This is a genomic window from Terriglobia bacterium (assembly GCA_020072645.1).
Taxonomy (GTDB): domain Bacteria; phylum Acidobacteriota; class Terriglobia; order Terriglobales; family Acidobacteriaceae; genus Angelobacter.
The window spans coordinates 769,962-796,214 of record JAIQGK010000003.1; the positions used below are offsets into that span (position 1 = coordinate 769,962).

At 54.4% G+C, this 26,253-nt stretch carries 22 protein-coding genes and 1 pseudogene; 18 read left to right on the forward strand and 5 right to left on the reverse strand.

Annotation, left to right across the window (positions count from 1 at the left end):
• The first annotated feature begins 106 nt into the window (after window positions 1–106).
• The 3 genes from LAO76_06890 to LAO76_06900 all read left to right on the forward strand — a co-directional run bounded on the left by LAO76_06890 (window position 107) and on the right by LAO76_06900 (window position 4,299).
• A complete protein-coding gene (locus LAO76_06890; protein MBZ5490641.1) occupies window positions 107–1,660 on the forward strand; it encodes a YifB family Mg chelatase-like AAA ATPase in 1,554 nt (517 codons plus the stop codon).
• 375 nt (window positions 1,661–2,035) lie between these two features.
• Window positions 2,036–3,097 carry an alpha/beta hydrolase gene (locus tag LAO76_06895; GenBank protein ID MBZ5490642.1) on the forward strand — a complete coding sequence of 354 codons (1,062 nt, stop codon included), beginning with the start codon at window positions 2,036–2,038 and terminating at the stop codon, window positions 3,095–3,097.
• Between the two features lie 542 nt (window positions 3,098–3,639).
• Window positions 3,640–4,299, forward strand: coding sequence for a sterol desaturase family protein (locus LAO76_06900; GenBank protein MBZ5490643.1), 660 nt, complete (start codon window positions 3,640–3,642; stop codon window positions 4,297–4,299).
• 26 nt (window positions 4,300–4,325) lie between these two features.
• On the opposite strand, the gene LAO76_06905 is transcribed toward LAO76_06900, so the two are convergent.
• Window positions 4,326–5,180 carry a hypothetical protein gene (locus LAO76_06905; GenBank protein ID MBZ5490644.1) on the reverse strand — a complete coding sequence of 285 codons (855 nt, stop codon included), beginning with the start codon at window positions 5,178–5,180 and terminating at the stop codon, window positions 4,326–4,328.
• 417 nt (window positions 5,181–5,597) lie between these two features.
• Window positions 5,598–6,323 (reverse strand): hypothetical protein, encoded by a 726-nt coding sequence (locus LAO76_06910; GenBank protein ID MBZ5490645.1) that lies wholly within the window; start codon window positions 6,321–6,323, stop codon window positions 5,598–5,600.
• 146 nt (window positions 6,324–6,469) lie between these two features.
• Between LAO76_06910 and LAO76_06915 the strand changes: the two genes are divergently transcribed.
• From LAO76_06915 to LAO76_06965, 11 genes are all read left to right on the forward strand, one after another.
• Window positions 6,470–7,009, forward strand: a complete 540-nt coding sequence (locus tag LAO76_06915) for a DinB family protein (GenBank protein ID MBZ5490646.1) — start codon at window positions 6,470–6,472, stop codon at window positions 7,007–7,009.
• Between the two features lie 161 nt (window positions 7,010–7,170).
• Entirely contained in the window at window positions 7,171–9,036 is a 1,866-nt protein-coding gene (locus LAO76_06920) for a S9 family peptidase (GenBank protein MBZ5490647.1), read from the forward strand.
• Between the two features lie 84 nt (window positions 9,037–9,120).
• Window positions 9,121–9,516, forward strand: a complete 396-nt coding sequence (locus tag LAO76_06925) for a hypothetical protein (GenBank protein ID MBZ5490648.1) — start codon at window positions 9,121–9,123, stop codon at window positions 9,514–9,516.
• Window positions 9,517–9,789: 273 nt separating this feature from the next.
• Window positions 9,790–10,497, forward strand: coding sequence for a hypothetical protein (locus LAO76_06930; GenBank protein ID MBZ5490649.1), 708 nt, complete (start codon window positions 9,790–9,792; stop codon window positions 10,495–10,497).
• Between the two features lie 134 nt (window positions 10,498–10,631).
• Window positions 10,632–11,978 carry an amidohydrolase family protein gene (locus LAO76_06935; protein ID MBZ5490650.1) on the forward strand — a complete coding sequence of 449 codons (1,347 nt, stop codon included), beginning with the start codon at window positions 10,632–10,634 and terminating at the stop codon, window positions 11,976–11,978.
• Window positions 11,979–12,091: 113 nt separating this feature from the next.
• Window positions 12,092–12,436 carry a hypothetical protein gene (locus LAO76_06940; GenBank protein ID MBZ5490651.1) on the forward strand — a complete coding sequence of 115 codons (345 nt, stop codon included), beginning with the start codon at window positions 12,092–12,094 and terminating at the stop codon, window positions 12,434–12,436.
• 149 nt (window positions 12,437–12,585) lie between these two features.
• Window positions 12,586–12,930, forward strand: a complete 345-nt coding sequence (locus tag LAO76_06945; GenBank protein MBZ5490652.1) for a PilZ domain-containing protein — start codon at window positions 12,586–12,588, stop codon at window positions 12,928–12,930.
• A 35-nt stretch (window positions 12,931–12,965) separates the two neighbouring features.
• Complete coding sequence (locus LAO76_06950) at window positions 12,966–14,201, forward strand: DUF711 family protein (protein ID MBZ5490653.1); 1,236 nt, start codon at window positions 12,966–12,968, stop codon at window positions 14,199–14,201.
• A gap of 11 nt (window positions 14,202–14,212) precedes the next feature.
• Window positions 14,213–14,386, forward strand: coding sequence for a DUF1272 domain-containing protein (locus tag LAO76_06955; protein ID MBZ5490654.1), 174 nt, complete (start codon window positions 14,213–14,215; stop codon window positions 14,384–14,386).
• A gap of 308 nt (window positions 14,387–14,694) precedes the next feature.
• Entirely contained in the window at window positions 14,695–16,119 is a 1,425-nt protein-coding gene (locus tag LAO76_06960) for a prolyl oligopeptidase family serine peptidase (protein ID MBZ5490655.1), read from the forward strand.
• 250 nt (window positions 16,120–16,369) lie between these two features.
• Window positions 16,370–18,565 carry an Ig-like domain-containing protein gene (locus tag LAO76_06965; GenBank protein MBZ5490656.1) on the forward strand — a complete coding sequence of 732 codons (2,196 nt, stop codon included), beginning with the start codon at window positions 16,370–16,372 and terminating at the stop codon, window positions 18,563–18,565.
• 201 nt (window positions 18,566–18,766) lie between these two features.
• Here LAO76_06965 and bstA read toward each other — a convergent pair whose 3' ends face one another.
• Window positions 18,767–19,291, reverse strand: coding sequence for a bacillithiol transferase BstA (gene bstA, locus LAO76_06970; GenBank protein MBZ5490657.1), 525 nt, complete (start codon window positions 19,289–19,291; stop codon window positions 18,767–18,769).
• Between the two features lie 408 nt (window positions 19,292–19,699).
• Between bstA and LAO76_06975 the strand changes: the two genes are divergently transcribed.
• Window positions 19,700–19,921 (forward strand): DNA-directed RNA polymerase subunit omega, encoded by a 222-nt coding sequence (locus tag LAO76_06975; GenBank protein MBZ5490658.1) that lies wholly within the window; start codon window positions 19,700–19,702, stop codon window positions 19,919–19,921.
• Window positions 19,922–20,049: 128 nt separating this feature from the next.
• Complete coding sequence (gene rho, locus LAO76_06980) at window positions 20,050–21,300, forward strand: transcription termination factor Rho (protein ID MBZ5490659.1); 1,251 nt, start codon at window positions 20,050–20,052, stop codon at window positions 21,298–21,300.
• Window positions 21,301–21,508: 208 nt separating this feature from the next.
• Here the strand turns inward: rho and LAO76_06985 are convergent, their stop codons facing one another.
• On the reverse strand, window positions 21,509–22,873 hold the full coding sequence (locus LAO76_06985) for a nucleotide sugar dehydrogenase (GenBank protein MBZ5490660.1): 1,365 nt from the start codon (window positions 22,871–22,873) through the stop codon (window positions 21,509–21,511).
• 264 nt (window positions 22,874–23,137) lie between these two features.
• On the opposite strand from LAO76_06985, the gene LAO76_06990 reads away from it, so the two are divergent.
• A complete protein-coding gene (locus LAO76_06990; protein MBZ5490661.1) occupies window positions 23,138–24,415 on the forward strand; it encodes a hypothetical protein in 1,278 nt (425 codons plus the stop codon).
• Between the two features lie 156 nt (window positions 24,416–24,571).
• A pseudogene (locus LAO76_06995) lies at window positions 24,572–25,414 on the forward strand (rod shape-determining protein).
• Here the strand turns inward: LAO76_06995 and LAO76_07000 are convergent.
• Window positions 25,344–26,253: SLBB domain-containing protein (locus LAO76_07000; protein ID MBZ5490662.1), on the reverse strand; the 910-nt coding region annotated here is incomplete at its 5' end. The pseudogene LAO76_06995 and the gene LAO76_07000 overlap by 71 nt on opposite strands.

Genomic DNA, 26,253 nt, shown 5'->3' on the forward strand with positions numbered 1-26,253 from the left:
AGGTCAAGCGCCCACGGTACTTCTGGTGTGATTCTGGCTGCAAAATTCTGCAATTCGGCAGGCTCTTGCTAGAATGCTTTGCCAGCCCAGGAGATTAGCCGCAAGCATGCTCTTCAAGACCCAGAGTGCCGCAGTTTATGGCATCGACGCCAATATCATTGAAGTTGAAGTCGATGTCAGCCCGTCGCGCGATCCTAAAGAGAATTTCCAGACCGTAGGACTGCCCGACACAGCGGTGAAGGAGAGCCGGCAGCGAATCACCGCCGCGCTACGAAATTGCGGGTACGAAGTGCCGCTCACCAAGATCACCATCAACCTTGCGCCGGCGGACATCAAGAAAGAAGGCTCAGGCTTTGACCTGCCAATGGCGATGGGAATCCTGGGCGCGTACGGCGGCCTGATCAAGAAAGAGCTTACCGAATACGTAATGGTGGGCGAACTATCACTCGATGGCGGCATTCGCGGCGTGCGCGGCGCTTTGCCGATTGCCATTGCCGCCCGCGCCAAGAAGATTGCCAACCTGATTGTGCCGGAAGTAAATGCGCGTGAAGCGGCGGTGGTGAGCGGCGTGAATGTTTATCCGGTAAAGTCGCTCATCGATGTGGTGAATCTGCTGAACACCGGAAACGGAATCTCTCCGCTGCAGGTAGATACGTCACAAATGCTGGTTGAGGCCGACCAGTTCGGCGCGCCGGACTTCAAGGAAGTACGTGGACAGTTTACGGCCAAGCGCGCGCTGGAAATCGCCTGCGCCGGCGGGCACAACATTTTGATGATCGGGCCTCCGGGTTCCGGCAAGACCATGCTCGCCAAGCGCGTCTCCAGCATTCTTCCGCCGCTCACGTTTGAAGAAGCGCTGGAGACCACCAAGATCCACAGCGTTGCCGGCGTGCTGGATGCCGCTTCAGGGCTGGTCAGCGTGCGGCCCTTCCGGTCGCCTCACCATACAATTTCCGACGCTGGGCTAATCGGCGGCGGAATCATTCCTCGTCCTGGCGAAGTTTCGCTTTCGCATAATGGCGTGCTTTTTCTGGACGAACTGCCGGAGTTTCCGCGCAACGTGCTGGAAGTAATGCGGCAGCCGCTGGAAGACGGCAACGTGACGATTGCGCGCGCTTCGATGTCACTGACTTTTCCGGCGCGATTCATGCTGGCTGCGGCCATGAATCCGTGCCCTTGCGGCTACCATGGCTCGGGACAGAGAGATTGTCCCTGTACGCAGCCGATGATCCAGCGTTACGTCTCCAAGATTTCCGGGCCGCTGATGGACCGCATTGATATTCACATTGACGTTCCGGCAGTAAATTACAAAGAACTGCGCGGATCTGACAACAAGGCGGAAAGCTCCGCGCAGATTCGCGAGCGCGTGGTGCGGGCGCGTGAGGTCCAGCTCAATCGCTTTGCCGCCGCCGGCGAGCGCAATTATTCCAACGCGCAAATGACCTCACGCCAGATCCGTGCCTATTGCGATCTGGGTACGGACAGCGAACGCATGCTTGAACGCGCCATGCAGCAGCAGGGGCTCAGCGCCAGGGCGCATGACCGGATATTGAAGGTCGCGCGGACCATTGCCGATATGGAAGGCAGCCCGCAGATTGAGAGCAAGCACATCGCTGAGGCAATCCAATACAGGACGCTGGACAGGACGTATTGGGCTTAATTTATGTCGCTTCGCTCCAAACCGCTTGAGAGTCTGGAAGGTGGTCGGTGTGATCTGCGCCTGACGCAGGCGGCTCGGCACGCAGGTCGGCCTCGCCGCTAAACTTCACGCGTAAAGCAAATGTCGCTTCGCTCCAAACCGCTTGAGACTCTGGAAGGTGGTCGGTGTGATCTGCGCCTGATGCAGGCGGCTCGGCACGCAAGTCGGCCTCGCCGCTAGACTTCACGGAAGGCTTTTTGGCCTACGCTTCGCCAAAACCGGGCGAAAGCGTGGGCCACCCGCCGAAATTGCCAAAATTGAAGACCAACACCTTGAAACACAGAGGAACGGAGTAAGCGGAGAGAAAGCAATCCTGATCCGGTGTAATCTTCATACATGAGGCGATTGCTATTCCTTCTGCTCTCCTGCTCTACATTTGTTTTTGCTCAAGTTCCTTCCGATATTGAAATTCTTGATCGAGCTGTCACGCTTGACAGCATCAACCTGCATGCCAGTGTCACCAAACCCAAGGGGCCGGGACGTTATCCGGCCGTGCTGGTAATCTCCGGCCTCGGATGCTATCCGCTGCCGAGTCCGGACCACGACGAGCCGTTCAATCGGTTCCGCTACGGACTCTCACAGCGCGGCTTTGTGACTATGTGGGTGGAGAAAAACGGAGAAGGATCGAGTCAAGGTCCGGCGTGCGACAGCGCGCAATCCGATCTTCAATTCGCCGCGAGCCGCTCCATTGCCGGATTGAAGGCGCTGTCCACCTACGATTTTGTTGATAGGGACAACATCTTCATTTTTGCTCACAGTATCGGTCCGCTGGAGGGCGTCCTGGTGGCGGAAAAGTTTCCGGTCCGGGCATTTATCGCTTCTGAAACCATCGGCAAGAGCTGGTACGAATATCAACTGGAAAACGCACGCCGCCAACTGCTGCTGCTGGGCCGCCCTTACGACGCAGTGGAAAAAGCTGCCCGCACAATGGCGCGCTGCCAATATCATTTTTTTATAGAAAAGCAGACTCCGGAGCAGGTGGTCAAAAATGATCCGGACTGCAAGGACTCAGTGCAAACTTTCGGCGCCTCTGCCAGTTACCTGCAGCAGATTGCCGATCTGGATCTGGCGATGGAGTGGAAGAAAGTTGATGTTCCCGTTCTGGTAACCTGGGGAACCTCGGACGCATTAACGTCGGCTGAAGAAGGCCGCTACTTGACGGAAATGATCAACAGTTTTCACCCGCATCGGGCGACGTATGAGGAATTCAAAGATATGGGACACGGGCTGGACCTCTGGCCTTCACAGAAAGCGTTTTTCGAGTCACTGGGAAAGAAACAGGATGCGCCGTTTGATACGGAATTTTTGCGGAAGGTAGCGGAGTGGCTGAAACAAAATCTTGGGCCACGCCACGCTTTGCCAACACCGGGTGAAAGCGTGGGCCACCCGGCCCGCTGAACGTCAGTAATGGCATCACTTCTCTTTCTACTGGCCTGCATAAGTGAGAAGAACGTAAACTATGGGGCATCGTGATCGAGCAGAAAATTAATAAATTCTTTGGTGATGCCGAATCGACCGGCTTTGGAACCGGTTGGTGGAGCGGGATATTGTCGGCGTTTTTTGGGTCTCTTTCATTCGGAGGAGTTTTGTGCCTGCACTTTCCTCAGTTACTAAGCTCTCCGGAACTGCGCCCACTCTATCCAATGCACACGATGCGCATCCTGATCCAATGCCTGATAGTGGCGGCCATTCTATTCGGAATCATTTCGTCGATTAAACGCAGGAAAAAGATTCTGGGATTGACGGGAACGTTGTTGGCCATTGCCGCAACGGCCTGGGGCGGATCCAGCGTACAGATTAACCCCAATTTGCACGATGGGCCCGCAATTGGCCTGGACTGGTTTTTGCTTGACATGCTTTTGATGGGAATCATCTACGTGCCCCTGGAAAGGCTGTGGCCGCAGTATCCAAAACAGGGAACATTCCGCAAGGAGTGGACTTTGGACGTGGTTTATTTCATGTCCACGCATCTGCCGCTGCAAATTTTATCTTTCCTGGTCTTGTTGCCCGCCACCCAGGCCACTAAGTACCTGGGCGTTCCCGCGCTTCAACACTTAATTGCTGGAGTACCCTGGTTGGTGCAATTTTTCCTGGCCGTTGTGGTTGCTGACATTTCGGAATATTGTGTTCATTTTGCATTGCACAAGGTGCCTTTTCTATGGCGCTTCCATGCCGTTCACCATTCTTCAAAAGCGCTGGATTGGATCGCCGGCTCACGCTCCCACTTTGTGGACGACACGCTGGTACGCGGCTTTATTCTTATTCCCATGATGCTTGGGTTTTCACAGTCGATCATCTTTGCGTATCTGATTTTTGTCACCCTGCACGCTACCTGGACCCATTGCAACTTCGGCCCGAATGCCATATGGCTGGAAAAATTTCTGGTTATGCCCAGATATCATCACTGGCACCATACTTCCCAAAAAGAGGGCATTGATAAGAACTTTGCCATTCATTTTCCGTGGATCGATAAGCTTTTTGGAACTTACTATTACCCTGATGAATGGCCGCAGCAGTACGGCCTGGACGGCGAGGAAATCGCGCCCGGTTTTCTTGGGCAAACGATTGAACCATTTATCCCGAGAAAAAAGACGTCTTAGAAAATTGGTAGTGAGTCAGTTTCCTTCTAAAAATCCAGTGCGCCTAGAGGAACGTCCTTGGGTAACTCTTCACCCGTTTTAGTTGCCTTCACCAGGCCAAGGGATTTCATCACTTTGACAGTGAGAAATCCAAAGTCGTATTCAGCGTTGTCGTGGCTGAGCCGCAAGAGACCCGGATAGTGGTGGTGGTTGTTCTGCAGGCAGGCGCTGAAGGTTGCGGTTACCGGCAGCCACTCGCCAACGTTCATGGCGTTGTCCTGTTCATCGTGATAGCGCCGATAGCCAAATCTTCGGGTGTGGGTCCAATAGTTCTGGATCATGTTTACCCACAGCGCAAAAATCCGCATGCCAACCCACATCACCAGCACAAACCTCAGGTCTCCAACCAGCTTCCAAAAGAGAAAGATACTGAAGGCCTGGGCAAGCAGGGCAAACACAGGATTTGCAGTGACGCGAAAAGTCCGCGACTTTAAAATCTCGTCGGCAGCCAGATTCTGATATGGGTACGGGATTACGCAGCGGTAGAGGGTCTGCCAAAAACCATCGCCTGAGAGTTTGTTGGGATCTCCGGGATGGTCAGCGTGTTCATGGTGCAAGCGATGGCGATTTACCCAGCCGATGGGATCCACATAGAGCCCGAAAACGTTGTTCACCACGGTGACGGTTTTGATGAACCATACCTTGTAGTCGAGCGCGCCATGAACGATGCCTAAGTGCAGCACATCGGCCAGATATAACCCGCCAAGAAACCAGCAAACGATGAAATAAGCTCCGCCGATCAATACCCCAGTCCAGGGGCCTAAATGAGCTGGTGCGAAATAAAAACAGGACAACAAGTAGAGCAAAATAATCAAGTAGCCTATGAGATTGTAGGATTTCATGATGCCCCCCAGGCGGGTTATTCAAGCAGAAATCAGAGCTGGTTTCAAATAAAAAGTTGGTCCCAAGACGATCCCAGCGCTGTAGGCGCGTCGCAGGTTAGCCCGCGGCAACGCCGTGGGTAGCTTGGATGTGGGAATTGTGAGCGCCGTAGGCGCGGCACTTATCTATCCTCTCTGCCGAAGTCCTGCGCGCAGCGTAAGCGGAGCGGCAATGCAGGAACAGAACCACCGCAGAATGGCATTTCGAAGATGAATTCGGTGCTTGGCATGATCCGCGACACGTTTGGGAGATGTGTCGAGCCTCCGCCGCTGGCTTCTTCTTATAGAAACGTAATCCCATGCCTTGCCGGACGCAGAAATGCCCAGCTCCTTCGCTAACATTGAGCGAAAAGGACGGCCACGCCACCCGACCTATTGCTATTTGCTGTTCGGCGGCTTGTATTTTTTCAGCACCGCTGTACATTGGTTAAGTGCATCCAATGCTTGCTCATTTATGATGGATTGACCCTCTAGCTCACGAATCATTAGGGCGTGCAGGTTTTCACTGATCGTGTAAAGCTGCGTTGAGACATCCTGGCAAGACTGGCCGATCTGCATCAGCTCATATACCTTTGCCTTGTCCAAGCCCTTCTCGGACAAAAGAGCGCTGCTAATGTCCGCGAATGCCGAAGCAGAACAGAGAGCGGCGTTACGAGAAGCATCATCCAGTGCTCCCAACAGCAAAAAGCCGCCTAGCCCATGAAAGGCGTTTGGATTCTTTTTAAGACCACTGATTAGCTTGTTGCCCAATTCGACAATTTGACGGTCTTTCTCTACGCCTCTGCTATCGTGCATAGAAGGTAAAGCCGCCTCCAGCTTTATGGACATATCATATTGCTCGAATGCTCTTTCTGACTGGGATAGGACCAAGTCAACCTCTTCTGTAGTAGAGAACTTTGGTTGTTTTTTGGCTTCTTGGCTGTAAGCAGATACACACAAGCCTATGAGTACAGCGATCACTGATTTGAGCATGTCGGGCGAATTATAACCCCGATACTCCAAGCCCAAAAAAATCTGGAAGTAGATCGACCCTTCTGAACTGCCATTAGTGACACTACCTTTAGGGCTTGCCGTGCCAAGCCTCCGTGGAATGCGAACGTGCATTGCATTTTCAACGGGGAAGTCGGGATGATTGGGCAGGGCGTGTCCAACGCCTTCGCGGCTTTTCTCGAAAGGCAGCGGAACTCAAGCGCACATCGTCCCGCTGATAGAATTGTTCCTTCATCCCCAAGGAAAGGAATTTACCAGCCATGTCTGCACAGATGACTCCCGATCAAGCCAAATTTTTGCTCGCACTCACATTGCCCTTCATCAAGACAGAACACGAAACCACCAAGCGGGTGATTGAAGCCATACCGCTAGATAAAGGCGATTATCGTCCGGAGCCGGTGGCCAAGAGCGCGCTGGAGTTGGCATGGCATATTGTTGCGGCGGAACATCGCTTTCTGGGCGGCATATCCACGGGGAAATTTGATTTCACGCCTAACAATCGTCCGGATTCCATCAACAACTCCGCCAAGATTGCCGCGTGGTTTGATGAGTCATTCAAGGCCAATTTGAAGCAGATTGAAGGCCTGAGCGGGGAGCAATTAGCCAAATCTATTGATTTTCGCGGCATGCTTCAGATGCCGGCGGTCAGTTTCCTGCAGCTCTCACAGAACCACACCATCCACCATCGCGGACAGCTTTCTACCTACCTGAGGCCCATGGGCGGAAAGGTTCCGTCAATTTACGGCGAGAGCTATGACGCGGCGCAGGCACGCGCAGCCAGGGAAGGGAAAGCAAGCTAGAGAGATCGGCTGATCGCGTGATCCGGTGATCTGGTGATCGGAAACAAAAACTCACCACTGATCGACACAGATAACACTGATCGGAAAAGGAGCCAGACGAGGAAACTATGTTGAAACGAACATCAGCTTTTGTTTTCCTGTTCTGCTGCGTTGGAGCGGCGATGGCCGGTCAAACCGACCAGCAAGCGAATCAGAAAAAAGACCTCGCCGCGTCCGTGGCGCGGATGGCGCGTGTGGGCAGCGCCAATTCGCCGAGCTTTTCACCCGATGGAAAGTGGGTGAGCTTCATCTCCAACATGAGCGGGACGCCGCAGGTGTGGGTAGTGCCAGCGGAGGGCGGATATCCCAGAATGATCATCAGCGGCGATGATCCAGTGGTGGAAGCCGAGTGGTCTCCGGCGAGCGACTGGATCGCCATTGCGATTGCCCCGGGTGGCGGCCTGAACACCCAGGTTCACGTAATCAAGCCGGACGGAACCGGCATGAGGCTGCTGACCAAAGGTGGAGAAGACAACAACGCGCTGGACGCGTGGACGGAAGACGGCAAGCAGATTGCGATTGATTCCAGCCGTGATGATCCCGCATCGCGCGACAGCTTCATGATCGATCTGGCGACCGGCAACGCCAGGCTGGTGGCAAAAAATCCGGGAGTGGGAGACATTTCAAGCATCTCACGCGACGGTAAACGCGCGCTGCTGAGCCGGCTGCGCAGCCGTGGCGACAACAATCTTTATCTGCTCGATCTGGCCTCTGGCAAGGACACGCTCGTTACCAAACATGACGGCGTGGCTCTCTTCTCCGGCGAGATAGCTCCGGACGGCGGCGCGGCTTACATCGCCACGAACAAAGATCGCGACCTGATGGCCTTTGGGCGAATCAAACTGGCCGCAGACGGTACGCCTGGAGATATTGAGATTCTGGCATCGCGTCCTGATGGTGAACTTGACGGTATGCGATTGAATGAGCAGGGCACCATGGCCGCGTTGTTGTGGAATGTGAAGGGCAAAAACGAGCTTTCACTTTACGACATAGCACAGAACAAGAACACGCCTGTGCGGCAACTGCCCGGAGAGTTGGTGGGCGGACTTTCTTTTTCAAAAGAGGGCTCAAAGCTGGCGATGAATATTGGCGGGGCTGCCCAGCCTACAGACATTTGGATCATGGATGTGAAGACACAACAGTTCCGCCAGCTTACGTTCAGTCCACATGCTGGAATTGACCTGGCAGCGCTGGTGAGACCGGAGCTGATGACATTCAAGTCATTTGATGGGCTGGAGCTGAGCGGGTGGCTGTACAAACCAACAAAACAGAATGGGCCCGGACCCTACGTGATCAGCTTCCATGGCGGACCGGAAGGTCAGGAGCGGGCGCCGTTTCGTGGCGACTATCAGGCATTGCTGACGCAGGGTATTGGCGTCTTCGCGCCGAACGTGCGGGGATCGGCGGGCTTTGGCAAGAAGTTTGTGAACCTGGATAACGGCGAACTTCGCGTGAACGGCGTGAAAGACATCAAGGCCTGCGTTGATTACCTGGTAAACAATCATCTGGCCGATGCTAAACGCATTGGTATCACCGGCGGCTCTTATGGCGGTTACATGACGATGGCCGGGCTTACGGAATACCCTGATCTGTTTGCCGCAGGCGTAGATCTGTTCGGGATCGTGAACTTCATGACGTTTTTCCAGCACACGCAGCCATGGATGGCGGCGATTTCCAAGGTTGAATATGGAGATCCTGATACGCAAAAAGAGATGCTGGACAAGCTGTCACCAATTTACAAGCTTGACCGCATCAAGGCTGCGACAATGGTGCAGCACGGCGCGAATGACACCAACGTGCCGGTAATTGAAGCGGAACAGATTGTGAAGACACTGAAAGCCCGCGGCGTGCCGGTGGAGTACATCCTGTTTCCCGACGAAGGCCACGGCTGGCGCAAGGTCCCCAACCGCATTAAGTCAACGGTGGAGATGGTACGATTTTTCAGTGAGCACCTGGGAGAATCGCCGCGAACGCCAGCATCGCCGTGAGCGCGCGTGATCAGAGAAGCAAACCTACCACTGAGACACGGAAGCACGGAGAAGGTTCTAAAGATGTTTTTTATGGAGATATAGATGAAGCGAATTTCAGCGTTGTTTATCTGCATGGCATTATCAGTTTGCTGCTGTGCTTTTCAGGCCACATCTTCGACACAAGATCAGCCAAAGAAGACCCAGACAAAAGAGCCCATCCAGACATTTGTTGGGGTGATCACAGATGGCCAGTGCGCGGTGAAGGGATCGCACAAGGAGGTAATGGCCAAGGCGAAGGTGAATACCGCAGCCAACTGCGTAAAGGGATGCGCACGGAGATATGGCTATGTGCTTTATGTGCCATCGACCAAGAAAATCTACAAGCTGAGTGACCAGGAGAGGCCGGCTGAACTGGCCGCCAAAAAAGTGAGAATTAAAGGCGCGCTGGATAAAGCTACCCAGACCATTTATGTGAGCAGTATTGAGCCGGTGCTTTAGCGGTTAGCCAGCAATGGGCTCGGCAAATTCTTTCAGGATCGAGCAAAGCTCGCTAAGTGCTTGTTTTTAAGATTGTTGCTGCATTTGGCAGTCTATGGGATGTCGCATGAGAGCGGGATTTTGAACATCCTTAGGTATTGACAGTCGAGATTACCGTGGGACAATAAGGCGTTCCTTTTTGGTATCGGCAGGTAAGAGATGCCGGTAATATAGCCTGCAACTGGCCGCGGGCTCTATAGTTTCCTTAAATCTAAGCTTTGTCTTAAGAGACATATGGCGCAACTCATTCCACAAGAACGGGGGCGTAGAAGCTCTCGTGTTCTTGTATCGCTAGCCTTGGCGGTCTCCGGCCAGAAGAGTGACGGGTCACACGTAAGTGGGGCCGCGGAAACCATTCTTGTGAACCGGCACGGCGCCAAAATCCGTTCAGCAGTCCCGCTGGAACCCAAGATGGAAGTGCGCGTGGCCATGCTCGCGCCCTATAAATGGCGCGTTGGGCAGGTGGTATGGGCGGATTCCGGCGAGCGCGAATACGGGATTGAACTGTATCGCCCGGAAAATTTCTGGGGAATTTATTTTCCTCCGGAAGACTGGGAGCTAGGCGTTCCCGCAGTTACCGTGATGAACCCCGCGACGATCAGCGGAGCAAACCATGCGCGAGTTGCACAACCTGAAGCGACGGAAACATCGCAAGAAACGCAGGCGCTGCAAATCCCTGAAGGCGGGACGATTGCGATCCTTCGCGGGCTTGCCAGCAACGGCCTTCCTTTTCAGGAACGCGACCTGATTCTTCCTGTGGGTGAACGCGATGCCACAATGCTGATTGGGCCCATGGTGGGCCTGGGGTCGAAACTGCAAGTGATCTTCAGCAAGAATTGTGTGGAAGACGCAGTGGTTACGGCGACGTCTCACAGCCGCGAGTATGATCGCTGGCGGATCTGGCTGAATTTTTCTCGAGTGCTGTTGGTTGCCAAAAGCTAGTGGCTTCAATTTTTGTCGCTACGCTCCAAACCGCTTTAGATTCTGGAACGTGGTTGCTGTGCTTCGCGCTTGACGCGGGCAGTTTGGCACTCTTCTTCCTATATACTCTCCGTTACTTTTTCCAGGAGCTTTTGATGAAACGTTTTTCTCTCTTCTTTGTGTTGGTGATCTTTGTAGTGACGGTCGCATTTCTGCCTGCATTCGCGCAGACACCAGCGCCAACACCCACGCCAAAGACTGTTTACATTCGCGCAGGACATCTCTTTGACGGCACGGGAGACAAGACGCGCGAGAACATGGTCATCGTGGTCGTGGGCGAACGCATTCAAAAAGTGTCGCCGGCCGCGGAGGTTTCAATTCCTGCAGGCGTGACCGTGATCGATCTTTCACACGCCACCGTGCTTCCCGGATTGATCGATTGCCACACGCACCTTGGTGCGCGGGCTGATCGCTACGATGAAATCTATAACTTTAAGAACACGCCGTTCCAAAGCGCCTTTGCCGCCACAGTGAATGCGCGCAAAACGCTGGAAGCGGGCTTTACCAGCGTTCGGGATGTTGGCTCGCTGCCGTTTCTGGCCGTTGACCTCCGCAACTCAATCAATGAAGGGTTGATTCCGGGGCCGCGCATCGTGGCCAGTGGGCCGGGCATTTCGATTACCGGCGGACACGGCGACCTGAACAATTTTTCTCCGCAAACGCGCGTCAGCATGTTCCCTCAAGAGCGCGACTTCCAGATTGCCGATGGCGTTGACCAGATCCGCCACGTGGTCCGCGCACAGGTGAAATACGGCGTGGACGTGATCAAGATACTCGCCACCGGCGGCGTGCTTTCCAAGGGAGACAGTCCGGGCGCTCCGCAATTTACTCCGGAAGAGCTGAAGGCCGCGGCTGATGAAGCGCACATGGCAGGACGCAAAATCGCAGCGCATGCGCACGGCACGCAGGGAATCAAGAACGCGATACTTGCCGGCATTGATTCAATCGAGCATGCAAGCTTGATTGACGATGAAGGCATTCGCCTGGCCAAGGAGCATGGCGTTTACCTGGTAATGGATATTTACAACGACGATTACATCCTGGGCAAGGCGATTGAGTTCGGGCTGCCGAAAGAAAACGTCGAGAAAGAGAAAATGGTTGGGCGGCTGCAACGCGAGAATTTTGAGCGCGCGGTAAAGGGCGGCGCGAAGATGGCGTTCGGTACAGATGCGGGCGTTTATCCGCATGGCGACAACGCAAAGCAATTCTTCTATATGGTGAAATTCGGGATGACTCCGGCGCAAGCCATACGCGCCGCGACCAGCAGCGCGGCTGACCTGATCGGGCGCGCCAAGGACGTGGGCACTCTTGAATCGGGCAAATTCGCCGACGTGATCGCCGTAATCGACGATCCTTTGCAAAATGTGCGTGCGCTGGAGAACGTCGGCTTTGTGATGAAAGGCGGCGTCGTGGTGAAGGACCAGATCACGGGAAAACGATAGTTGGTAATTGGTACTTGGGTGTTCTTGAAAGAACGATGAAATTCCCGCAGCGCCGGGATAGTTGCGGGCTTGCGGCTAAATACCCAATACTAAGTACTGTCTCAGGAGGTCCAATGTCATTCAAACCAGTTCTCATAACTTTGTTTTCCGTTACGCTTCTGGGCGCGGTCCAGCAGACGCCAAACTCATCTTCCCAAGCCGCCGGCTCACAGGCCGCAGCCGCCAGCGCCGCGGAAAGCGCGCAGATTCGTCAACTGGGAAATAACCGCGGGAATGACGCTCAGGCGTTGCGCGATGACATCAGGAAAATGCGCGCGCTGGTGGGACAGATGGAAACCAATCTGGCGTTCGTAGACAGCACACAGTCGCCGCTGAAACACCAATTCCAGCTTGATATTGATATGTGGAATATCGTGATCAACCAGATGGAGCGGCGATCATATTCAAATTCGCGCTGAGCGTGCGCTGGGTTGCCAATCAAAGTTGCGCAATGGGCCAGTTTGTTGCCTACAAAAGTACATATGTCGGCAGTACCGTTGAAGTTTTTGCGCAAAATGCCGAATATCTATGACAAGCAGACGACGGAAATAACTCAATGGAATTCCCCATGTCACAACTTGACCCGGGCCCGGCCGCGAGACGCTGGTCCCGCCATAAGATTGACGTTCGTCTGAAAATTTCTTTTCCCAATGCCGGGAAAAACGATTTCGCGTTTGGACGGGCCAATAGTCTCAGCCGCGGAGGCATTGGCGCTTACATTCCGTGTTCCATCCCTGTCGGTACATCCGTGAGGCTGGAGCTGACGTTTCCTTATTCCTCGACCGAGGCAAAGCTTGATGCGATTATCCGCACCTGCGAAGGCTTTCGTTATGGGCTGGAATTTACGCGGGTCAGCGACGACATGCAGGAGATGATCGTAAAAAACTGCAACGGCACAGAGCTGCTTCAATAGCGCTTGTGTAGAATGCGAGGTGGAGATCCCTTCGCATGCTCAAGCGCTTTGCGGTTACCCTGCTTTTCCTGCTCGCCTCATCCATCGGCTTTGCGCAATCGCCTTCGACAAATGCAGCGCGGCCAAAAATCCGCACAGTAACGGCATTTGTCAGGCTGAATCGCGCCACGTATCAAGCGCAAGTGGCTGAAGCGTTAAAGATGTTGCGCGCGGCCAAAGATGCATTCACCAAAGCGGGTTATGAAGTTGAGACCCTGCGCATCACCACGCAGCCGTTTCCAGAATACACAAAAGGATTGACGCCGGAGCAGGCGCTGGAATTTTTTAAGGCCTATGACAAGCTGGCGCAGCAGGAAGGATTCACGCCGGACATTGGCGCGGCGATGATGAGGGACAGCGATGATCCTAGGCAAGCCGAGTTGCTGGCGCGAATCCTGGCCGAGACGCAGAACATCAACGGTTTCGTCGAGGTGGCAGACGATGCTGGCATTCACTGGAACGGCGTGCGCGCCGCGGCACAAGTCATCAAGTATCTGGAAGAACACACGGAACACAGCGAAGGCAACTTTCACTTCGCGGCGGGAGCATTTCCGCCGCAGGTCGCGCCATTCTTTCCCGTGTCGTACACCTCAGACGCGGGACATGGCTTTGCCATTGGCCTGGAGTCGGCCAACATCGTGCAGCAGGTGTTTGCCAACGCCAAGGGCGACTTGCGTTCAGCAGGTGAGCAACTTACTGCAGCGCTGGGTACAGAGGCAAAGAAAGTGGAAGAAATCGCGCACCGCGTATCGACCAGCACTAGTTGGAAGTATCAAGGCATCGACCTGACGCCAGTCCCGCTCAAGGAAATCTCTATCGGCGGGGCAATGGAATCATTGCTGCATGGCGAGATTGGCTCACCGGGAAGCTTGAGCGTGGCCTATACCATCACCACAGCGGTGAAGAAAGTTCCTGTTCAGCAAGCCGGTTATAGCGGCTTGATGCTTCCGGTGCTGGAAGATTCTGTTCTGGCGAAACGCTGGGAAGCAGGCACGATCAGCCGAGATTCGCTCATGTCCTATTCTTCAGTCTGCAGCACCGGGCTCGACGCTATCCCACTGCCCGGTGACATTTCGTTGCATGAACTTGAAAGCATCATCGGCGATATGGCCAGCCTCGCTGTGAAATGGCACAAACCGCTTTCCGCGCGGCTCTTACCGGTTGCGGGTAAGAAGGCGGGCGATATGACGGAATTTAGCAGCCCGTATCTGGCGAACATTCATATTCGATAGAGGACTAAACCATGGCTTTACAGATGAAACCGGAATGCGAGAAATGCCACCAAGCATTGCCGGCCAATGGCATGGCGATGATCTGCTCTTACGAATGCACTTTTTGCGAGAAATGCGCGGCGGAGATGAAGAGCGTCTGTCCCAATTGTGGCGGCGAACTGGTGCACCGGCCAAGGCGGAAGTAAGTAGCATTCCCGCGAATCGGCGTCCCAAAACAAGAGCTCAGGACCGTCCAGGTGAGGTGTCAGCATGTTGAAATGCTTGTGGTGAAAGTCCTTATGCCTTTTGACAAAGTGCGAGCCGTCTAAGATAATTCCGCACCGTTCCTGGTATTGCTTCCAGCCGGATGTATGAATCAGCCGTTAGGCCAGCCCCGCTGTTCCGTCCGCAATATTAAGACGGCTGTGTATCAAACCTCACCTGTGATTATTCCAAGCGACCTCTGTTATCTTCAGTCGCTGATTCCAAGTTCCGCAAGAAGGAGATCTTCCCCATGAAGCTTATGAACTCACGCTTTAGCCTGATGTTAGTTTTTGCGCTGGTGCTGGCGTGCCTGGCTGCAGTTCCGGCCCAGGCCGCAACCACAACGATTGCCGGTTCCTTCGCTGATGGAGCCAAATACCTGATTGAAGTGCCCTCGCCATGGAACGGCACATTGCTGCTGTACTCCCACGGCTATGTAGCGCCTGGCTCAGCCAACCCCGCGCAGGACGTGGGTGATCCCGGCACCCGCGCATTCCTCCTGGCGAATGGTTTTGCTCTGGCGGGTTCATCCTATGCCACCACCGGTTGGGCGATTCATGAAGCTTTGGTGGACCAGATCGCCGTGCTTGACCTCTTCAACGCGCAGGTTGGCACGCCCATGCGCACCATTGCCTGGGGGCATTCCCTGGGCGGCATCATCACTGCCGGCCTGATCCAGAGAAATCCCAACCGGTTTGACGCGGCGCTGCCGATGTGCGGCGTACTTTCCGGCGGAGTTGCCACCTGGAACCAGGCGCTGGATTCCGCCTTCGCTTTTAAAACCTTCTTCAATCCCGGAGGGCCTCTTCAGGTTGTCAACATCGCCAACCCGACCGCCAACTTCCTGCTGGCGGAGCAACTGCTGGCTGCGGCCAATGCAACCCCGCAGGGCCGTGCGCGCCTGGCCCTGGCAAACTCTTTCGGAGATTTGCCTGGCTGGTTTAATCCTGCCTCACCCGAGCCCGCCGCCAATGATTTTGCTTCCCAGGCCGACAACCAGTTCTTGTGGGCGCAGCAGGTTGACTTCCCGTTTATCTTTGCTTTTCGCGCGGAGCTGGAGTTTCGTGCCGGTGGCAATCCTTCATGGAATACCGGTGTGAACTACAGGGAGCAGTTTGAACATTCCGTCAACGGCGCGGAAGTTCGCGCTCTTTATAAACAGGCGGGGCTCAACCTGGAAGACGATCTGGAAACCCTGAACAAGGCCGCGCGCATCTCCGCCGAGCCTAACGCGGTGGACTATCTTGAACAGAACATCATCTTCAACGGAGATATCGATTTCCCCGTGCTCAGCATGCACACGGAAGGTGATGGCCTGGTTTCCAACCAGAATGAAAGCGCTTATCGTGACGTGGTGCGCGAGGCCGGCAACGAACGGCTCCTCCGCCAGATCTTCGTGCATCGCGCCGGACACTGCACGTTCACTCCGGCAGAGACCATTACGGCTCTGGAAAACCTGATCAGCCGCCTGGATACGGGCCATTGGCCCGACCTTCACGCGGACGCGCTGAATGCTGAGGCGGCAACCCTGGGACCGCTGAACGTGGCGCCTCCCTCGTTCTTCCTCTTCCATCCGGCGCAGTTCCTGCGCCCCTTTGATGCCTTTGACGCAACTCGTTGCGCCCGTAAGCACGGCGATAATGACGGTGGAGGCGTGCCCTGTAACGCCTTCTAATGGCTGAGGATAACGAAATAAAATTAGCCGCGAGTGCTCGCGAATGAACACGAAATCGACATTGGATTCGCGTCTTTTGCGTTGATTCGCGGCTGATTCTTTTGCTCAGCGATCGTCTGCGGAAATCTGCGGCGATTTCATCATCCCATGCGTTCTCAAACCCTCGTCTTAGCAGCCATTGACAAGGCTTTCCTGAAGGTCTATCGTTCTCGTCACCCGTTGCAACTCCCCCTGGAGGTATTCCACCGCCATGCATACGACCCTCAATGAAAAATATTCATTCATTCGCCGCGCCATTATTTTCTTGGTTGCGACCGCACTTCTAACACCTGCTCTGGCCCTGGCCGAGACGCATCCGCTCTTTAACCTGCAATCGACCACGCAGTCGCCGTTTCCAAGTGACCGCTTTACGGTGTTTGATGCACAGCAGCTTACGGGTTTGCGCGTGAATATTCCGCTGCCCAACTGTGCCACCAATCCTTCTGACTGCGCGGACTTAATGCTGGTGAACCAGTTGGATGGATTCAATCTTCAGCCGCGCATTTCCATACCTTTTGACGGCGCGATTGACGTGAGCACGGTGAACAGCAGCACCGTATTCCTGGTGAAGCTGCCGGGCAATGCGCTGGGCCAGGAGTTCGACCACTTTACTCCGCAGGCCATCGGCATCAACCAGATCGTATGGGACCCTGCCAGCCTGACGCTGTTCGCGGAATCGAACGACCATCTGGACGAAGATTCGAACTACGTGCTGGTAGTCACCACCGGCGTGCACGATGCCGCAGGAAACCCGCTTGCCGTCTCCGATGACTTCGCCAACTTCCGTCGCGACCTGAACTTCGGCCAAACCAAAGACGCCTTGTTGAAGGCATATCGTCAATCGCTGAAGAGCGCTCTTTCGGGCGACGTGCTTGGGGCGCTCGGCCTGGACAGGAAAGATATTGCCGCCGCCAGCGTGTTTACCACTGAGAGTGCGACGGCTACACTGCGCAGCATCCGCGAGCAGATCAAGAGCGCCGCTTCACCCGCAGTAAATTTCAACCTGGGAACCGGTGGTGAGAAAACAGTATTTCCCTTGAACACGGTCACAGGGTTCACATGGAACGTGCAAGCTCTCACGGTTGGCCCGCTGATTCCGACAAACCTGAATGCGGACCTGGCCGCGTTGCAGGTGTTCCCCGGATCGGTAGGCACCTTGGCCTTTGGCAAATTCAGTGGAACGCACTGGCAGAACGCCAACGTGTTCATCCCGCAGGTGCCGACGCGGCAAAGCGTTCCCGCGCAGGGCACGGAAGATGTTTTCTTCAACCTGTTTATTCCTTCAGGGCCACGCCCCACCAATGGCTGGCCAGTGGCGATCTTTGGCCACGGATTCACTGACAGCAAGCAGGGCGCGCCATTTGCGGTTGCGTCCGTGCTTGCGCACAACGGTATCGCCAGCATCGCAATTAACGTCGTGGGCCATGGCTTTGGTCCCAACAGCACGCTGACCGTGCAGCAGGGCACCACAGCAACCACGTTTCTTGAAGGCGGCCGCGGGTTTGACCAGGACGGAAACGGCCAGATCACAAGCGCTGAAGGTTCTTCCACATTCTTTGCCAGCGCGCAGGGAACTATTGGATCGCGCGATGCGCTCCAGCAAACCGCTGCCAACCTGATGGAACTGGTTCGCGCCATTCAGGGCGGAGTTGACGTGAACGGCGATGGGCTACAGTCGCTCGATCCTAACCGCATCTACTATGCCGGCCAGTCATTCGGCGGCATTTACGGCACGATTTTCATGGGCATCGAGCCCGACATCCGAGCTGGTGTTCCGAATGTTCCCGGCGGTCCAATCATCGACATTGTTCGCCTAAGCCCTTCATTCCAGCTCTTGCTCACGCAGTCACTGGCAGTGCGTGTTCCGGCGCTGCTCAATGCCGGCCCGCCGATCTTCTTTAATGACAACAGCCCTCTTCGCAACCTTCCGCCGGTAATCAATAATGTCCCCGGAGCTGTTGCAATTCAAACCGTGGAAGACACCAGCAGATGGCTCGGTCAGGCTGGCGATCCCGTAGCCTGGGCGCCGTTCATCCGCAAGAATCCGTTGCCGGGCGATCTGGCGAAATCCGTGATTGTGCAGTTTGCACGCGGTGACATGACCGTGCCGAACCCGACAGCAACTGCATTGATCCGTTCCGGAGATTTAACGGACCGGGCGACCTTCTACCGCAATGACATCGCTTTCCCGTTGGGATTGGGACTGCATAATCCGCACACGTTCCTGACCTCATTGCCAAAGCCGATTGCCATTGAGCCACAAATCCAGATTGGAGTATTTTTTGCCACCGATGGCGCGCTCACAATCGATCCGGACAGCGTTGGGCTGCTGCCGCCCAGCGTGCCGCCATTGTTTGAAACGCCCATAGCGGGGCCATTGCCGGAGGACTTGGGGTTCCTGCCGTAGGAGCAATCTGTTTTTGAAACCTCGAGCGAAGCGAGGGGGCCCTATCGTTACCAGGCCCCCTTGTGAAACAACAATTCTCACGCGCTAACTCTGAATCATGTGCTGATTAACAGACATGGCGCGTTTTAGTTTTTGCACCCTAACATACATTGCGGTGATAGGGGCCCCTCGCTAGGCTCGGGGTTTCAGAAAAAGCTCGCCTTACCAGCCCATCTTCTCCCTCAGGCCCGTAATGTGCGCCACATGGTGGTTGCCGTGCCAGCTATAAAGGCCCAGCAGCCAGTCGAGATCGTGAGCACCGGAATCGGGGTGGACGAATTTACGTTGAAAATCTTCGGCCTTGAGCGACCGCAGCAATACCGTCCAGCGTGTGTGCAGGGATTCGAGCAGCGTAAGTGATACATCTACAGGGGTTAACTCAGAATCTTTGAGCGTAGCCCAGGCTGCTTCATGGTAGGGCTTGATGGTAGGTGCGTCTTCGGTCAGGGCCCACTTGAACCGAATATAGGCATTCAGGTGGCTATCCGGCAAATGGTGGACGACCTGTTGGACAGTCCAGCCACCGTCCCGATACGGGGTCCGGAGCTGGTTTGCTGTTAATCCGGCAACTGCCTGGCGTAGACGTGCAGGTGTGCCGGAAATCTGCTCAAGGTGGCGGTTGCGAGTCTCAGGCGTTGGGTTTTGGTCTGGAGTGAAGCGTCCGATAGGATAGCGGGCATCGGCCATAACTGAACCTCTCAAGTTACCAAGGTAAGCTGCGGAAAAATGGTGCGATATCAGTAAATCATAAGAAGATAAAGACTTAAGAGCCAGAGCACCAGCGCAAAAAACTCTTGACGTTTGGGGCAAGGCCGTTTACCGTAGAACGTCTTACGGAATGGGTTCGTTGTCGGCTTTGTTCCGAAAATGGCCACTTCAAACAAAGTCAAGAAATAAGCAACTTAGACACCCATATTTGCGTCTAATAATCGCACAAGGGTCTCTGGTATTTCCCATAACAACAGATGTTTTTGCCGGTCTGAAAGAGGCAGAAAAGTTTGTGTGCTCGGTCAAGACCCAAAAATTTGAATTCATTTCGTAACTGACGAATCAATTCACTAATACTGAACTTATTCTTAAGGAGAAAATACAGTCATGCGCTCTGACTTGATTTATGACGCACTCGACACGGTGCGTAACCGCTATCTTCTGTGTCAATTGATTTCCAAGGCAACGCGGAAGTTCCACAAGCCCAACACCCGTGTGCAAGAGACGATGAATGACGTCCTTGTTCGCGTGGGCCAGGCACCGGAGCCTGAGGCCGTGATTGAGCTGAAGCACGAACCAGTTGCGCAGCAACAGCGCCGCGCTGCATAATAGACTTTCCTGAAAAATCCCGCCAGTCAAGGCCGTCTGGCGGGCCCTCAGGTTTCTTGAGGGCGTAGGTCTCGCCTCTGATTCAAGCAATCCTTCCTATCAAGCACAAAAACTCCCGTAGGTGACGAATGACAATCGCAGAACTCAAAGAAAAAAATATTACTGAGCTTACCAAGATCGCGCGCACCCTTGACCTCCCTGGCGCCAGCGGTCTCCGCAAGCAGGACCTCATCTTCAAAATCCTGCAGGCCCAGAGTGAAAAAGAGGGGCATATCTTTGCTGAAGGTGTGCTGGAAATCCTGCCTGATGGCTATGGCTTCCTCCGCTCTCCTGATTACAACTACCTTCCCGGACCGGACGACATTTATGTCTCGCCCTCGCAGATCCGCAAATTTGATTTAAAGACCGGCGACACCATCAGCGGCCAAGTGCGGCCTCCGCATGAAGGCGAAAAATATTTCGCGTTGGTAAAGATTGAGGCGGTCAACTTTGAATCGCCGGAAGAAGCGCGCAATAAGATCCTGTTTGATAACCTCACGCCACTGTATCCGCAAGAGCGCCTGAAGCTGGAGACAGTAAAAGAAAATGTGAGCGCGCGCGTGATGGATCTGTTGACTCCGCTGGGCAAGGGCCAGCGCGGCCTGATCGTTGCGCCGCCCCGCACCGGCAAAACCATGCTGTTGCAGAACATCGCCAACTCCATCACCACCAACCATCCGGAAGTTGTGCTGATCGTGCTCCTGATCGACGAACGCCCAGAAGAAGTTACCGACATGCAGCGCTCGGTCAAAGGCGAAGTTATCTCTTCGACCTTCGACGAGCCCGCTGCCCGCCACGTGCAAGTCGCGGAAATGGTGATTGAAAAAGCCAAGCGCCTGGTCGAGCACAAGCGCGACGTTGTGATCCTGCTGGATTCCATCACACGCCTGGCGCGCGCTTATAACACCATTGTTCCGCCTTCGGGCAAAGTGCTCTCCGGCGGCGTGGACTCCAACGCCTTGCAACGCCCCAAGCGCTTCTTTGGCGCGGCCCGCAATATTGAAGAAGGCGGATCGCTCACCATCGTTGCCACAGCGCTGGTGGAAACCGGCTCGCGCATGGACGACGTGATCTTTGAAGAGTTCAAGGGTACCGGCAACTGTGAAATCATTCTCGACCGCAAACTGGTCGACAAGCGCGTCTTTCCGGCAATCGATATTCAGCGCTCCGGAACGCGTAAGGAAGAGCTGTTGATTCCCAAGGAAGACCTGGCGAGAATCTGGGTGCTGCGCAAAGTGCTGAACCCGCTCTCACCAGTGGAAGCCATGGAATTGCTAATCGACAAGCTGGGCAAGACACCTTCAAATGGCCAGTTCCTGTCGAACATGAGTTCGATTTGAGCGTTCAGCACTCAGCCATCAGCAATCAGTGAAAGGCTCGTCGCCGTAGATTTGCGCAGATGAACGCTGATCAAAAAATAATAGGCCGCGAATCAACGCGAAATACGCGAATCATTGTTTTTCTGATTCGTGTGCATTCGCGAAATTCGCGGCTAACTTTCTTTGGCCAATTGGTGAGTACTAATTGCCAGTTGCTAATTGCTGCTCTTCAGCAATGCACTATCTTCTCTGATTCAATCCCCTTTGTCGCGTTGCGCGAATCCACCACCAGCTTCGCTTCCTGAACGATCTTTTTATAGTCGTAATCGCTGTGGTCGGTTACGATGAGGACGCAATCGTATTGGCCCAGTTTTTCCAGCGGAGCGCAGGTCATTTGCAGGTTGTACTTGCGTCCGCGTCCTACTTTGGGGAAATAAGGATCGTTATAGGCCACGTCGGCGCCGCGGCGTTGCAGCTCTTCAATGATCGTCAGTGCGGGCGATTCACGCAGGTCGTCGATGTCACGCTTGTAGGCCACGCCGAGCACCAACACTTTTGATCCGTTCAGTGATTTTTTATGGCGATTGAGCGCTGCGGTGACGGCGTCAACCACGTTATAGGGCATTGCCGAGTTGATCTCGCCCGCCAGTTCGATGAACCGGGTATGGAAGTCAAACTCCTTGGCCTTCCATGACAAGTAAAAAGGATCCACGGGGATGCAGTGTCCGCCCAATCCCGGGCCGGGATAAAACGGCTGAAAGCCGAAGGGCTTGGTCGATGCGGCGCGGATCACTTCCCAGATGTCGATATTCATGCGCAGGCAGAGCATCTTGAGTTCGTTGACCAGCGCAATGTTCACGCAGCGATAGATATTTTCCAGTAGCTTGGTCATCTCCGCCGCCGCCGGACTGGAGACCGGCACTACACGATTAAAGATGGAGTTATAAACCGCGCCAGCAACCTCTGAAGCCGCCGGGTTTACGCCGCCGATAACCTTTGGGATGTCCTTCCGGGCCACTGTGTCATTGCCCGGATCTTCGCGTTCAGGAGAAAACGCCACCAGAAAGGTTGTTTTTGGATCGTCCTGCTCAGGACGGGCGGCTTTGAGCTTGGCCTTGTTGCCGGCTTCCAGCACAGGGATAAGCACTTCCTCCGTCGTCCCCGGATAGGTGGTGCTCTCCAGAACAATCAGCTGGCCTGCATGGACGTGCGGCGCAATGGCTTTGGCAGTTTCCCGAATATAGCTCAGGTCGGGCTCGTGGTATTCATTGAGCGGGGTGGGAACACAGATGATCAGGGCATCCATGTCCTTGGCGTGGCCATACTCGTCTGTGGCCCAAAAGCCCTTTGCGGCAGCGGCGGCAATCTCGGTTTTCGGGATGCGATAGATATAGGAGCGGCCATTATTCAGGGCCTTTACCTTTTCCGCGTCAATATCGAACCCGGTGACGGGGAATCCGGCTTCATTGAACAGAAGGGCCAGCGGCAGTCCGACATAACCAAGGCCAATAATTCCTATTTTCGCAGTATGCGCTTGAATGCGTCCCAGCAAAGACTCCAGCGCCTGAGAACGAGATCCGGTTGTTGAAGGCATGATCAATTTTGCGTCAGGCGGACGCGTTTAGGCAACCGGGTGATGGGAAATGCAAGGTGCATGACCCTATCGTTACTGCCAGAATCAACATGGCTACTGCCAGTTGCTCTGCTTTCTGCTTTAATTACAACATTTGACGGGAGTGTTCTGGCCGATTTGAGAGATAGACCGAACACCTTAGTCGGGGCCAAGGGAGCCCATCTAACGGCTGCAAGCGTTGTGTTAATCTGTAGCCACCGATAACTCCCCAACTTTATAAAGTCTGTGGCGCAAAAGCGAAAATCCGCATTTCAGATTTCATACGTCACCATCACCTATCGCAGCGTGCTGATGGGAATGCTTGCCATTGTATTGCTTGCGTTTGTGGTGATGTATTTTGCGTTTCCTGATACAGCCAATAAACTGATTCTTTCCGGCCAGATTGGACTGGGAAAAATCCTGAATAAAATGGGAGTCGGCGGGGGCGAGAACGGCACGGCTCCCGATCCCGGTCCGCAACAGGCCCATTTCACCAACATTGATGGCAATGTGCGCGTGCGCAAAGCGAGCACAAATACCTGGGTGGTGGCAGACTATTCGCTGGCGCTGGAGCGCGGTGACGTTGTCCAGACGTCACCAGAAGGCATGGCCAAGGTGGTATTCACGGACGGCACTAACTACACGGTGAAGCCGGCGTCGCTGATTACGATTCAGGAAAACTCCGTCAACGGTTCGCAGCAGACAAAAGTGGCGGTGCAGGTTACGACCGGAAAGGTCGATCTAGCAACATCCACGCTGGCCAGCGGATCAAAGTCGCAGGTAATTGTGGGCGATGCAACGGCCACCATCGCATCTGAGAGTTCGGCGGAAGTGATGAACGATATCCGCGCTGACCAGCACGAGATCCTGGTGAAGAAAGGTTCGGGTGAGGTAACCCGTGGCGGGCAGACCATACCTCTGGAGAGTTACACCAAGGCATCTTTCACCAGCAATTCCAAAGGGTTGGTCAAATCCAAGGAGCTTCAGCCTCCCACTTTGATCTCACCGGCCCCGTTACAGAATGTTTTCCTGGACCAGGCGACGAAGGGAGTAATGTTCTCCTGGTCTCCTGTGGATACCGTGAAGGAATACCACATCAAGATCAACCGCAACCCGTCATTCACCGGGCCAGGAGTGGACGACAAAAAGGCGGCAACGCAGGTACTGGTCACGAACCTACAGGAAGGCGTTCCTTATTATTGGCAGGTGCGGTCGATTGGGCAGGACGGGAAAGAATCGATTGAAAGCGAGATTTACCGGTTCACCATTGTGCCCAAAGGTACGGGATCGCTGGCACTGGAAGTAGGAGATTTTGTACAAATGGGGCATGTGATTGAAGTGAAGGGACACACCGAGCCCAATGCCCGGGTGATGGTCAATGGGCAGGAGGCGGTGGTGGCGAGTGATGGCGCTTTCCGCCATTTCACCAACCCTCTCCCCACCGGCGAGAATGTGATAACGATTACGGCACAGGACGCCAAGGGCGGAGTGAATACAGTAACGAGGCCGATCACTATACAGTAGAATCGCTTATTGCCCGATTTTGGTTTCTGTATCACAGTAAGAGGTCCCCAGAAAAGTTTGTGCACGGAAAGCTGAAGAGGTTGGGACGGGATTAGTGCGCCGTCTAAAGCTTGTTCGGCCGTGACCGAAGTTATTTAATAGAAGAAAGAATCTGGTATGTCGAAAAACGGTTTTAAATCAGAGAATTCGCGCATTCATAATTTGCGCTCGCTCTTCAGCATGTTTTCCAGCGATCTGGCGATCGATCTGGGGACCGCCAACACGCTGGTCTACGCCAAAGGCAAGGGCATTGTGGTGAATGAGCCCTCGATTGTGGCGATCAACAAAAACACCGGGGAAGTAGAGGCCGTGGGCAAGGAAGCGAAAGAGATGCTGGGCCGCACTCCGGGAAACATCGTGGCCATTAAGCCCATGAAAGACGGCGTGATTGCCGACTTCAAGGTCACGGAAAAAATGCTTAACTACTTTATCCAGAAGGCGCATAACCGCAAGATGCTGGTGCATCCGCGGATTGTGATCGGCGTGCCTTCTGAAATTACGCAGGTGGAAAAGCGCGCCGTCATGGATTCCGCTTATCGTGCCAAAGCCAGTGAGGTCCACCTGGTGGAGCAGGCGATGGTGGCGGCCATTGGCGCCGGATTGCCCATCACCGAGCCCAGCGGCAACATGGTGGTGGATATCGGCGGCGGCACCACGGATATTGCCGTGATCTCGCTCAGCGGCATCGTTTATTCACGCTCCGTGCGTATGGCGGGTAATCAGATGGATGAAGCCATCATGAATTACCTCAAGCGCAAATACAATTTGCTCATCGGCGAACGCACCGCGGAAACCATCAAGATTGAAATTGGATCGGCCTATCCGCTGGACAAGCCGCTCACCATGGAAATCAAGGGGCGCAACCTGATTGAAGGCGTGCCCAAGACCATTACCATTGACGACAGCGAAATTGTGAAGATTGAAGCGATGCAAATCCTGTTAACCCGCCTGCCTGTTGAATCACTTGCGACAGCCTTGTGTTTTCTTTTGTTATCGGATAGATTCCCGGAAATTTTACTTCTCCTTCCACAAAAACCCGGTAATCTTGTCTCAAATCAAATTTCTCTCTCGCAAGAATTCTGTCTCCAGGTTCGAGAGGGAAATTTTCCGGGGAGCCGGGGAAGAGATTCTTCGCGCGAATGATCGTCGACAGGAGTCTCCCCGTCTGCAGATCCATTCGAACAAGATCAATGCTGTCAAGATTGGCGCGCTTGGTAAGTCCATACGCCAAGGCAAGAGCCTGGAGGACACTGTCACCGTCGATATACTCGAACCTCCCAGGGGCATTCACCGCGCCATAAACGGCGAACAGATTTTTCGCGTTGTCCGATCGCGGGACAAATACTTCGTCCCCCTCCTGCAAGAACGGATCCCTCGTTTCGTTTCGGGAGGCAAAGTACTCCTGAACATCGACCCTCTGTGAAGTACCATCCCGGTGACGAACCACGATACTTCTTTTGGATGCATTTTCAGGCTGGTAGCTGGGGTTCTCCTCAATGCGGAGTTCCTCCGTTGCAGTTTTGTCGCTCGTCTTCTTTACGGCTTTGTTTGCTTCCTGCAACAATCTGTCGACACGTTGGGCAGCACTCATGACGTAGCGGCCTGGATAGCGAACGTTACCCGTTACCGTTACGACGAGGTCTCGAGGGCTGAGCAGTGTCACAGACGGGTTACCCCTCATGTATTTGAGCCGAATTTCTTCGAGAACGCGTTCTTTCACTTTCGCTAATTTCAGGCCAGTGACGCGAATCTCTCCGACCGTCGGAATAATAAGGGTTCCTTCCGGTGTCACCGTGAGT